This window comes from Marinomonas rhizomae, assembly GCF_024397855.1.
GTDB classification, from domain to species: domain Bacteria; phylum Pseudomonadota; class Gammaproteobacteria; order Pseudomonadales; family Marinomonadaceae; genus Marinomonas; species Marinomonas rhizomae_A.
The window spans coordinates 2,869,104-2,881,106 of sequence record NZ_CP073343.1; the positions used below are offsets into that span (position 1 = coordinate 2,869,104).

Annotated in this window: 12 protein-coding genes; 3 read left to right on the plus strand and 9 right to left on the minus strand. The window is 42.4% G+C overall.

Going from position 1 to position 12,003, the window contains the following annotated elements; translation table 11 throughout:
* Positions 1-30: 30 nt before the first annotated feature.
* The 6 genes from KDW99_RS13570 to rluF form a co-directional block, all read right to left on the minus strand.
* Positions 31-633 carry a PqiC family protein gene (locus tag KDW99_RS13570; protein ID WP_255825432.1) on the minus strand — a complete coding sequence of 201 codons (603 nt, stop codon included), beginning with the start codon at positions 631-633 and terminating at the stop codon, positions 31-33.
* 14 nt (positions 634-647) lie between these two features.
* Positions 648-2,294, minus strand: a complete 1,647-nt coding sequence (gene pqiB, locus KDW99_RS13575; RefSeq protein ID WP_255825434.1) for an intermembrane transport protein PqiB — start codon at positions 2,292-2,294, stop codon at positions 648-650.
* Complete coding sequence (locus KDW99_RS13580) at positions 2,291-3,562, minus strand: paraquat-inducible protein A (protein WP_255825436.1); 1,272 nt, start codon at positions 3,560-3,562, stop codon at positions 2,291-2,293. Before KDW99_RS13580 ends, pqiB begins: the two co-directional genes overlap by 4 nt.
* 226 nt (positions 3,563-3,788) lie before the next feature.
* On the minus strand, positions 3,789-4,271 hold the full coding sequence (locus KDW99_RS13585; protein WP_255825438.1) for an LEA type 2 family protein: 483 nt from the start codon (positions 4,269-4,271) through the stop codon (positions 3,789-3,791).
* 2 nt (positions 4,272-4,273) lie between these two features.
* Complete coding sequence (locus tag KDW99_RS13590) at positions 4,274-5,275, minus strand: hypothetical protein (RefSeq protein ID WP_255825440.1); 1,002 nt, start codon at positions 5,273-5,275, stop codon at positions 4,274-4,276.
* A gap of 547 nt (positions 5,276-5,822) precedes the next feature.
* Complete coding sequence (gene rluF, locus KDW99_RS13595; protein ID WP_255825442.1) at positions 5,823-6,878, minus strand: 23S rRNA pseudouridine(2604) synthase RluF; 1,056 nt, start codon at positions 6,876-6,878, stop codon at positions 5,823-5,825.
* Positions 6,879-7,119: 241 nt separating this feature from the next.
* Here rluF and KDW99_RS13600 point away from each other — a divergent pair, with 241 nt between their 5' ends.
* The gene (locus tag KDW99_RS13600; RefSeq protein ID WP_255825444.1) at positions 7,120-7,605 is read left to right on the plus strand and encodes a cytochrome b; all 486 of its coding nucleotides are present in this window, start codon (positions 7,120-7,122) and stop codon (positions 7,603-7,605) included.
* A gap of 158 nt (positions 7,606-7,763) precedes the next feature.
* On the opposite strand, the gene KDW99_RS13605 is transcribed toward KDW99_RS13600, so the two are convergent.
* Complete coding sequence (locus tag KDW99_RS13605) at positions 7,764-8,123, minus strand: ribbon-helix-helix domain-containing protein (protein ID WP_255825446.1); 360 nt, start codon at positions 8,121-8,123, stop codon at positions 7,764-7,766.
* A gap of 160 nt (positions 8,124-8,283) precedes the next feature.
* On the minus strand, positions 8,284-8,853 hold the full coding sequence (locus KDW99_RS13610) for a DJ-1/PfpI family protein (RefSeq protein WP_255825448.1): 570 nt from the start codon (positions 8,851-8,853) through the stop codon (positions 8,284-8,286).
* Between the two features lie 612 nt (positions 8,854-9,465).
* On the opposite strand from KDW99_RS13610, the gene KDW99_RS13615 reads away from it, so the two are divergent.
* Entirely contained in the window at positions 9,466-9,639 is a 174-nt protein-coding gene (locus KDW99_RS13615; protein ID WP_255825450.1) for a hypothetical protein, read from the plus strand.
* Positions 9,640-9,777: 138 nt separating this feature from the next.
* Positions 9,778-11,370, plus strand: coding sequence for a sensor domain-containing diguanylate cyclase (locus KDW99_RS13620; RefSeq protein WP_255825452.1), 1,593 nt, complete (start codon positions 9,778-9,780; stop codon positions 11,368-11,370).
* Between the two features lie 290 nt (positions 11,371-11,660).
* On the opposite strand, the gene KDW99_RS13625 is transcribed toward KDW99_RS13620, so the two are convergent.
* Positions 11,661-11,993 (minus strand): hypothetical protein, encoded by a 333-nt coding sequence (locus KDW99_RS13625; protein ID WP_255825454.1) that lies wholly within the window; start codon positions 11,991-11,993, stop codon positions 11,661-11,663.
* Positions 11,994-12,003: the final 10 nt, after the last annotated feature.

The window sequence follows — 12,003 nt, forward strand, 5'->3', positions numbered from 1 at the left end:
TCCCTTTTTATTTACGCCAAAAAACAAGGTTTATTCTTTGAACGACTGGGCTATTTCTTGTGCCATAGGATCAATCACTTGATCAAACCAGCTGGCAGACAGTGTTTGCACCATGGTTGAATAACCATCTGATTTTAAGGCGCTTTTGACATCAAACGTATTTGAAGCAGACAAGTCTCCCATGGCAGAAATCACCTGCCAACGACCGACAATATGTATCATGCCTTCTAAATCTGCGTAAAAAGCATCTACTTCAATATTCAATAAAGCAATCGCATAAGACGGCAGACGCTGACCACCAAACCAAGTGATATTTGGTAAGGTTTTTTCCAATCGCTGCTGGGTTAATCGCGTTAATTGTGGTGATAGCGGCTCAGCCCACAAATTACTCTGAGAACGATGAACATCACCCTGCTTTGTGACCAAGACAATCTCGCTACTTGCCAAGTAATTGGCTACTACGATTGGCATAAGTTGCACAGACATTGCTTTTGTCGGTTGAGATTGGACATTACTTAGCCCAGTATCCATCAACAAATATTCTTTACTGGGTGGGGTTTGCGTGGCACAACCAGTCATCATCCAACCGATTAAAGCCAGCAAAAAAACGCGCCCATAAATCATCATATTCATTTTATCCCTTTCAACTATTTCGCTGCTTTTGGCTGTACATCTACTCGCGGTTTGCTATCAAAAATGAGTGTATTTGGATTTTCTCTCAACTGACGAAGCAAAGGCTGCAACTCGTTTAATGCTCGCCCTAGGGACACCATATTCTCTTTCAAAGGACGACCAATTTGGCCATTTGCCTGATAGGTTTCCAAAGTAACATTTAACTCATTAATAGTGGCAGCAAGATCCGCAGGAATCGCTTGAGTCTCTGATTTATCAAGCAACTGTTTCACACCTTTACTCAGCTCTTGTAACTGGCGTAATGTTTCGTTGGCTTCACTCAGGGTTTGCCCAAGCTGCTCAAACGTTCTATTTAAAGGAACCTGAGACACATTATCTAAGATATTTCCCACTTTGGTTTCAATATTAGCAAGCGCATCCGGTGCTGTGGGGAAAATCTGATAACCGGCAAACTCTTTTATTTTTACTGGCGGTGGATTGGCTATAAAATCGATATTAATAACCTTTGCACCATTCAGATAGTTACCAATTTTAAGGGTCGCTCTAACACCTTTATTAATACGATCTTCGATTAATTCATTCCATTTTTGTAATGATGATTCCTCCGACGTATCTAGGGAGTTCAAGCGTTGAGGCTCGATGCGTGCTCGTACTGGGATCAAAGGCGTATCAAGAGAAGTTAAAGAGTCCATTGGAATACCATTAAATGGCACATCAAGAACCGTACCTATACGCACACCTCGAAACTCAACGGCGGCACCCGGTGTCAGGCCACTAATGTTGCTCTCAAACAAAAATACATAATTGATAAATTGATTGTACATATTGTTCGCAGCGCTTTCTTTTGACGAATAAAGGCGGAATGAAGCCATGTCGTTAACCGGTGGCCCTGCTGTTCGACCTGGAGGCAAGCCAAACGAAATTCCACCAGCAAAAAATGTTTCTAATGAATCAAGACGAACTTCAAAACCACTGGCAGAGCTTTTTAGTGACAACCCCGGAGTCATCCAAAACTGCACGTCACTATTAACCAAAGCATCATACGGAGAACGCACAACGATACGATATGTAATCGCTCCTTTTTCTGAATCAAAGCCAACTTTTTCAACATAACCGACTTCGTAACCACGAAAATGCACTAAAGCACCAACGTCTAACTTAGATCCCTCGGTACTAGATAAAACAAGACGCACGCCCTCATCTTCAGTAGACAATGGCGGCTGACTTAGAAGCGTAAACTCGGTTTCCAATCGCCCCTTTACGCCTGGCGTCATATCAATATAAGCGCCCGATAACAATGTCCCTAAGCCACTTACCCCCTCTTTACCCACACGAGGCTTAACCACCCAAAACTTAGCATCATCACGCAACATTTTGTCTGTACCATGATTCATCCGAATTTGAATAATGGCTTTTTCATAATCTGGACTCAGACGAATATCAATGACTCGCCCTATGTCGACGTTCCGGGATTTGAGTTTGGTTTTCCCCATCTCTAACCCATCTGCATTGGCAGCAATCAGCGTGATAACTGGGCCTTGGCTTGACCAGTTTTGATAAAGCATCCAACCTGCGACTAACAGCGCAATCAAGGGCACAAGCCAAATAGAGTTAAATCGGACTTGTCGCATACTTTCTACTTGTTTGTTTGGATCACTCACTCATTTCCCCTTTCTATAGAAGAGCTACTAGGAGCTTCGTCTTTATCCCATAAGAGTCTAGGGTCAAATGCCATCGCAGCCCACATAGTCAACACAATAACAGCGGTAAATGACAACACCGCGGGGCCAGGTAAAATAGACATAAAATTACCCATTTGAACCAAACTAGTCAAAATAGCCACCACAAAAACATCAATCATCGACCAACGCCCTATCAATTCGGTAATACGATACAGCTTAATTTTTTGTGCTGTCTGTTTGCGGCTCGGAAAATAGCTCTGCCAACACAACCAGCTTAATGCCAGCACTTTAGCAAGAGGAATAACGACACTCGCCAGCAATATAATCAAGGAAACAGGATAAGAGCCTAGCGACCAAAGCAACAACACCCCCCCCATAATAGTAGAAGGTTCAGTAGTACCTAAAAATGTCGTTTGCATGATTGGAAAAACATTAGCTGGAATGTACATCACCAAGGAAGCAATTAATAACGCAACAGTGGTGCCAATACTTTTTGGTCGTCGGCTATAAACGGCATGCCCACAGCGGTCACAATGTTGCGCATCACCAGACAAGGTAGCGCCACAAAAAAGACAGCCAATTAGCCCTTGTTGCTTGGCCGTTGCCTTAATCACGTCATGCTCAGCCGACTTCCCAGCTACTTGATTCCAAAACCAACGTTTATCGACCAAAGTGACTGTTTTTAGCAAGAGCAGGACATAACCACAAAACGCCCAGAAAGACAGTTCAAAAGAAATATCGGCCAAGCTATTCATCTTGACTAGCGCAACTAAAACCCCCACCAGAAACACATCAACCATCAACCAAGGCTGAATAACGGTTATCCAACGTAGACAATAACGTTGAGCAAGGTTCAAGGTATGCGGATGCCTAAAAGACCAAATTAGAAATAAAACAGACAGCAGATAAACCAGCGGAAAAATAAACAACGCCAGACAGATTAATGCCCCTAGAACAAGGTACCCCTGACTAAGCAGCACACTCAAGGTATCAAACAAGGTCACGCTTCGCTCAATACCATTGCTAGAAAAACCAAGGAAAGAAAAACTCATGGCCAATGCCAGCATTAACAGAGAAGAAAGACCTGCTCCTATAATCCTTGCAGCAACATGCTGATGAGCACTGACCAAAACATGATCACAATGCTGACAACGAAAACGCTCTCCGCTATGTAACGGAGGAATCTCGTTAATAAAGTCGCACTCTTCACAAGTCGTTATATTTTCATAAAATACGGCATGACTCATACTAAAAAACCACGACTAAAATGAACCCTAATAAAAGCACTAAGCGTCCTCTATCTAACACGAGGATGCAGGTAAGAATCAAGCTATCAAAGATATTCCCAGAAAATAATAACCCCTTACCTTTATCGTTGCTGCATATTATTGACTATAATCGGCTTAACTTCATAAACTAACATTCGCTATAAAGCAATATGCTAGTACGCAACATTTATTGCTAACAACAAAGCTAAAAAAACATATCAAGTCGTTTAGGAATCGAGAGAGTGCCGGAATAATCAACCGGCACATCAAAGTCACCCAGTACAGGCAAATTGATCGCCACAGCACCTTTCACAACATATTTCAGGCTGTCTTTATCAGGCAAGCCCCCAACACTTTCAAGAATTTGATCAAACATCAATGTCACAGGAAGGCGCATACTATTGCTGCCTTCGGCAGGCAAAGATAAATTAACATCAGGCTGATTTATCTTCACAACTTTGTGTTCATTTATCAATAAATCCAAATCGACACCCGCCGTTTTAAGGTCAAACGAGTTGGGGTTATTCACTTTAACTTCCATCAGCAATGTCATGGATTTTGTCGACACACTTTTGACCGAAACACCCGTTATCGATGCTGTTGGCTTACGAACATCCATCGTATCCTTTAAGGCGCTACAGCCAGACAAAAATACAATCAGTGCAATACCTATAAAACGAAAAAACATATCTATACCTTCTTAATCACTGGAAGATAGCCTTGTATACGTTCAGGCAGTCTTTGCACAAAAACAGATCGAACCGTGTGCCAATAAAAAGACAACAGCAGTAAAGACGCTCCGACGACAACACCCGTCACAGCAAAGCTATAACCCACACCACCATAATGCTCAAACAAGCTCACCAAAGCGTAAATCACATAGACCAGAGACGATACCATAAAAGCACGACGGTCAATCGAGATAGACACCACCGTCATCAACAAGTACAAAAGAACAATCAGCAGCATATTACTCAAACTTTCATTGCCCTCTAAGATGCCCAAATTGGAAAAAATAGGGTGAATAATTAAAGGGGCCGCTAGCAAATGTAACCAAAAAGCCACATCAGATTTGCGTGTTGTGCGGCTGGTATCACCAGCATCCCAATACATAGCTAAAGCAAACGCCACACACCCGCATAAAAACAAAGTGACCATCAGAAAGCCTGCGCTTTGAGGGAAAAAGCTCAGTACACTGGAACCCAATAACGCTAAGGCCGTTCCTGTACCAACAGCGACCGTAATAGGCACCTTAAAACGACGCCAATGAAGGTAAGCTGCCAAAGTAGACACTGCGGTCGAAAAAATCACCGCATAGCTAGACTGATCACCTAATAAAGACCCTGCGAAATTAAACGCCCCGCCCACAAAAGTCAGTAGCAACACAATGGCAGGTAACGCCATTTTTCGGCGTTTAACAAAGATTTCTGACAATCCCCAAGATAAGCCAGCAAACACCAAATACGCCAAGCTTTCATTCATTGACATCAACACCCAAAGCGATGAAAACAACAGCAAAGCACAAGCAATGACTATAAAAATATCGTTAAACCCACCCACCAGACGAAAGTTCTCTTCATCTACTGCCGATGAGCCGTTTGAGGACGATACAAGCTGACGGAACTCCTCTACTGAATGGGCTGAAAAAACGCCCTTCTTCACGGCCAAATTTAAATCTTCGTCTGTATACATAACCATCCTCAAAAGCTCTTAAGTAATAAACGAAAAACAACACAAAGAGATACCGTTTTCCTTATCGACTCACCCATTATAAACAAAATAAAAACGACTGCTTCAAACTTACAATAGCGTCTCAATGATAACTTTTTTGAGTACCAAGAAAGCAAAAAAACAACGACAAAAAAATTACTATTTTCACCTCAAATAGCCCTTTACTTGCTCTGCAATAAGCACATACTCAGCTGGCTGCGTAGCAAATTTTTACGGCGTCAATACCAACCGTGCGTAGCAACAGCCCTACCGTAGGCAAGAGCCCACGAAGGTTATACAGTTATGACTGATGGTGAATATCATGAGCAAGGGTCAAAACAGTAAGAAAGATACAAAGAAGAAACCGCTTTTAACGGCAAAAGAAAAGAAAGCAGCGAAGGTGTCTAAAAAGTCGACCACCAACACTATATTAGGAAAATAACCTCGCCTGCTAGCCACTAAATCTCATGGTGGTACCACATTCGAGTCATCTAAGCCCTAACTCATCATTAGGGCTTTTTATTGTTCTCTATGGGCGCGACGCTTTATTAGGGCCACGACCGTTTGCAGGACGCTTACCTTTAGGAGCAGGCTTACCGTTACCTTTTGGCGCCCCACTTGGCTTACCTGTCGGACGTTTGCCTCCACCAGCGCCATTACCCGCAGGCTTCTTACCATCACCAAAAGGACGACGATCTTTTCCTTTCGAACCCACCGGCTTTCTAGAATCATCTTTAGGGTGCTTAGTATTACCTTTCGTCGCAGCGCCTGGTTTTGTTGAAGCTTTCGGTTTTGACACACCATCAGAACGCGTATTTTTACGCGGTGCATTGCGAGACTTCTTCGCTGGCGCACTGGCTTCTGAAGAAGAATCTTCAATAGACTTAAGCAACACAGACAATTCTTTCTGTGTTAAATCTCGCCACTCACCAACGGGAACACCTTTCAGACTGACATTCATAATCCGCGTGCGTTCAAGCTTCATGACTTCATAGCCAAAATGCTCACACATACGACGAATCTGACGATTCAAGCCTTGCACCAAGGTAATGTTAAACACATTCGCCGTGACTTTTTTCACCGGACACTTCTTCGTCATCGTCCCTAATATCGGCACACCACCTGCCAAACCTGCAATAAAGTCATCTGTGATCGGCTTATTCACCGTCACTAAATATTCCTTCTCGTGGTTATTCCCGGCACGCAATACCTTGTTGACCAGATCGCCATTATTGGTCAAAAAGATCAAACCCTGAGAATCCTTGTCCAAACGACCAATTGGGAAAATACGCACCCCATGGCTAACAAAATCGACAATGTTATTTTTCTCGGAGCTTTCCGTAGTACTCACAATGCCAACTGGCTTATTCAACACAATAAAAACAAAATCATCTGCGTCTTGCGGTTCGATAATTTGCCCATTCACTCGCACCGTATCGCCAGCAACCACCTGATCGCCCACCGAAGCACGCTTGCCATTGATGAACACATTACCTTGTTCAATAAAGCGGTCAGCGTCCCTTCGAGAGCAGATACCGCTTTCGCTGATGTATTTATTTAAACGAGTAGATGAAGCGTTAAACATAAAGTGCCGTTTACCTAATAAAAAGCCTTTCTAACAATGAAAAGCTTAAACTGAATGAATCGTAACAACGAGATGGCGCACATTATATAGGAAACGCCGTGAGCATTTTAGGCGAGATAGGCAGAAATCTAGAAATATATGCTCAATGAAATAGCCGTTAAGAAAACCTTAATCTTGCCTCGCTAAAGTTCACTGGTAAAAGAAGAGTCACTTCGCCAACCGGTTAACGATAGAGATTAAAATGCAAAACCAAGAGCGATCCTACAATACAACCCAAATCCTATTGCACTGGGCCATTGCCGCCTTAATTATTTTCAACTACTTCGTCAGTGAAGGGATGGGGCGCGCTTTTCGTCAACACCTTGATGACAGCAATGCAGGCTATAACCTAGTGGCATCATTGCATGTATATGTTGGATTGGCCGTTATTGCCTTGGTCGTAATACGCATCATAGTGCGCTTCCTGTCTAAAAAAGCCAAAACAGCCTCAACTAACTTACTCGATCGATTGTCTCGTATTGTCCATGAAATCTTATATTTACTGATGTTTTTAGTGCCTGTGTTTGGCGCAACCGCTTGGTACTTAGGCATTCACTTTATGGGCGATGTACACGAAATCGCCATGAACATCATGATGTCTTTGGTCTTATTACACGCCTTCGCTGCCTTGTTTCATCAATACGTCTTAAAAGACGGAACACTACTAAAAATGTTGGGGCAAAAATAACATTAAGCTAATTGAGACCTTTGTACGATGTTAAGAGCGAAACCAAGACGAGGCAAAAACAGACGAAAAAGCGGAGTTTATGGGCTATAAATGAGTATTTTGAGTCTGTTTTTAACAAAGTATTAGTGAGCGCAGTAGTCGTAAAAAAGTCTCAAAAATTACTGGTGAACTTCTAGATAAGACCTCTCCTGCTCAAGAATACGATCAGAATTAAGAGACGCCAAACTCACGTCATGGGAGTGCGGCAACATTCCGATGGTCTGCAAATGCAGATAACGCATCGCACAGACTCGTAGAAAAGACGTGAAATTATCCAAATTATGGCCCGCATCCAAGGCTTCATGGTTCAGCTTGGCAATCATCTGCGACAAAGACAGCTTATCGCGCTGGGCAATCTCTTCCAGCGTAAACCAAAAGAAACTTTCCAAGCGAATACTGGTGACCATGCCATCAATACGCAAAGAACGAGTGACATTTTCCCATAGACTAGGATCTGAATTCACGAAGAGCTTACACATTGTATTTTTCCTATTGAATGACGTTTTTTATTATTGGAATGAAATAACTCAATGCAAACAGTCTAGCTGATGAAAAGGAAAAATAGTCGGACGAATTTAACTTTTACTGCCTCATGACAAAATCAAATCCGTCCCAATGTACTCATCAACTCTCAGCTTGTTATTTATCTAGCAAGACATAAAACTGAGCAAGCCAAGCAGGATGCGCAGGCCACGCAGGCGCAGTTACCAAATTACCATCGGTCACCGCTTGATCCACGGGAATATCCATAAACTCCCCTTTCGCAAGCTCCACCTCAGGCTGACACGCAGGATAAGCAGAACACTTCCTACCTTCCAACACACCCGCCGCGGCCAACAACTGCGCACCATGACACACCGCCGCCACCGGTTTATTGTTATCAAAGAAATGCTTAACCATAACAACCACGGCTTTATTCAAACGAAGATACTCAGGCGCTCGACCACCAGGAATCACCAAAGCATCGTAATCTTCTACCTTGATATCGGCAAAAGTCGCATTCAACGCAAAACGGTGCCCCGGTTTTTCCGTATAGGTTTGATCTCCTTCAAAATCATGAATCGCCGTCGCCACCGTATTGCCAGACTTCTTATCTGGACACACCGCATGCACCGTATGGCCGACACTCATCAACGCCTGAAACGGCACCATAGTTTCGTAATCTTCCGTGAAATCACCCGTGATCATTAAGATTTTTTTATTCGACATGACACCTTCTCCTGATTTGTTTAAAACGTCCTATGTTGTAACAGCTAGAGAAAGAGAAAAGGTATTAATGGGTTATTACATTAGGGTTTCGCCATTGGCGATTTGGGGCTTAGTCCCTCCCCCTTTTATCTTCCAAGGGGAAGGCGGAGGATGGGGTTGTTCCTTGGTTCTTCAGGTATATTTGTTTCTTCTCAATTACTTTGTATTCGTAAACTTCTTTCCGCTCTGCTGAGCGGGTAACTTTTGCCCAGATCCGCAAAAGTAACCAAAAGGTCTCTTTAAGATCTTTAATGCCTGCTTTTCTGTGTAGGACCATGATTGTTCCCCTACGCTCGTTACATCGTAAGGCATGGATTGTTTATTCGGAGGGAGATAGACCGTCAAACAATGACTCTGAAACTCCATAAGGTCGCGCAATCGGGATTGCGTCGAAGGGACAACTTTGGAAACCCGATGCTGGAAAACCAAAGAACTTAGGTCTGATGAGACGAGGAACGAGGCGTGATCTGACGTTGAAAGCGAAGCTTTCATCGTGTAAGTAGCTCCTTTATTCCGCTCTGTTGAACGGGGCTTAGTCCCTTCCCCTTTTGTTTTCCAAGGGGAAGGCGGAGGATGGGGTTGTTCTTTGGCTCCATTCGAACACCTTGTATTCCCGACCTTTTATTCCGCTCTACTGACATTGAAGAAAATGTCTATCACGACAACTTTGATGTCAAAACCAGTGACGACCGCAATGCTGCCATTCATAGAGACCAGTTCCCATTTTGCGAGTACAGCGGAGGTTAAGTTAGTGTTCCGCTAAGATCCGAAATATAGGTAGACAAGCTAAGTTCCTTTTGACAATATCGAACGATTTTTAATCGAAAAACCTTCTAAAGAGCACTTTGTGTCCGAAGCAGATAATAGAGCTTATTACCATTTTATATGAAAAAGTTTTCAAAGTTACATCGCCAAATTTTTGCTATCACAACAACCTTAGCTTTGATCACCATTGTTATTATCAGTATTTCTATTGCTTCTCTTTTGTATACGCAAGGTATAGATAACGCTGAATCAGTACTTCGTAATAAAAATAGGTCTGTCACAACGCTGATAGATGGCTATGTTGCCCCCTTACGCAAAGCCGTTGAATACACTGGCAGCTCTGCTTCAGGTGTTGATCATAGTCGCTTTCGTGAGCAAGAAACCAAAGAAAAAATTCTGAGTCTGTTTGAGATACTGCAAAACACCATACCTAACATACATTACATTTTTGCTGGCTATGAAGATGGTTCCTTGCTGATTAATAATTACACCGCACCTGCAGATTTCAATGCCACCGTTCGCCCTTGGTATCTGGCAGCAATCAAGTCGAACCCACTAATTTCCGAAGGTGTTCCTTATCAAGATATTAACTCTAAAAAGTGGTTGGTTTCGTTTGGTAAAACACTTTTAGACGCAGATAACAAGATTGTTGGTGTTATTTCCATTGATGCGGGAATGGATGCCATTGTTAAAGCACTGGCCATTCGGGATGAAAAGTATCCGACTATATACAACTTTGTCATGGATACTCAGGGTAAAATACTGATTCATCCCGATGAAACTCTCCCCGATACACTTCATCAACAAATTCTTTCTCATTTACCAAAGAAAATGAATGCTTCAGGCAGCCTTTCTTACAACAATGGCGATCAGAAAAAACTGGCTCATTTTGATCGTATTGATGAGTTGGGCTGGATTGTTGTTACTGAAGTTAATTTAGCTGATATTCGTCAACCGATTGTAAAAACCATTACATTAACTTTGTTGATGATAGTCATAGGGTCTCTTTTTACGACTTGGTTGATGAGTTATATATTAAGTAGACACCTGATTTTACCTCTGAAAAGATTGCAACAAAGGGTACAAGAAATTACCGAAGGGAAAGATGAATTGGGCAAATATGTGTTTCCCAAGAACGAAATAGGTAAGATATCGGAAGCCATTGAGAAGCTCACTGAAAAAGCATTAATTCAGAAGAACATTGAGTTAAAAGACAAAAACACCCTGCTTAGTACTATTTCTCATACCGATCAGTTAACCTCGATTGCAAACCGTCGCAAAATGATGGAAGTACTTCATACCGAAGTCAGTAGTTATGAGCAAAATCAACATCCCTTTAGCGTGCTTATGTTTGATGTAGACCACTTCAAGCATGTGAATGATACGTTTGGGCATGACGTGGGGGATCAGGTTCTAATAAGGCTTGCTCAAGTCGTCAAGGCAGCGATTCGTGATACAGACACATTAGGACGATGGGGTGGCGAAGAGTTTGTTATCGTATGCCCAAATACAGATAAAACAATGGCGCTAAACATTGCAGAGAATGTGTTTTCAGCTATCCAATTACATAATTTTCCTTTGCAAATTAACATTACCATTAGTCTCGGCCTATCCGAATTTAGTGACAATCATTCTTTAGAAAGCATTTTGGTAGAAATAGACCAAAAAATGTATCGCGCTAAACAAGCAGGGCGAAATCAGATACAGACATAATTCCGTTATATTGTAAGGCATAGATTGTTTCACTGTGCGGAGATAGACCGTCAAACAATGCGCCTGAAACGCCATAAAATCGCGCAATCGACCCTCTAATAGAAAACACGTCGAACTAACTTCATAGCGTATTCAATAATAGGAACCAAAGAACGTAGGTCTGATGAGACGAGGAACGAGGTGATCTGACGCTGAAAAAGCGAAGCTTTCATTTTGTAAATCGCGACTTTAGACTGACGCGGAACGAAACGAGCAGATCGTTTTTATTGCGGAAAGGTTGGCTAATCTTCTTACGCTGAACCATAGCTTGCTGCCAGAGCATGCATTGAAGTAAACGATAAATACATAATTGCATGAGTGACAACTAGACCGACAGCCAAAACTTTAGATTGTGTTGCGCCACGAATAAATAAAGCTAAAGAGACAACGCCCGAAACAAGTGATAATAGAATAAACACAGCTCCAAGCAAGAGCTCAATGATGTCTGATATACCGTAAGGATCGTCTGGCGCGATATACATGTCAGCATATATGAAAGCACGAAAATAAAGCATGTATAAAAACAACGCTATTGAAAGCACTGCTAATACAACGACCACTTTACTTCCTTTAGTGAGGTTCATAATTAAAGTG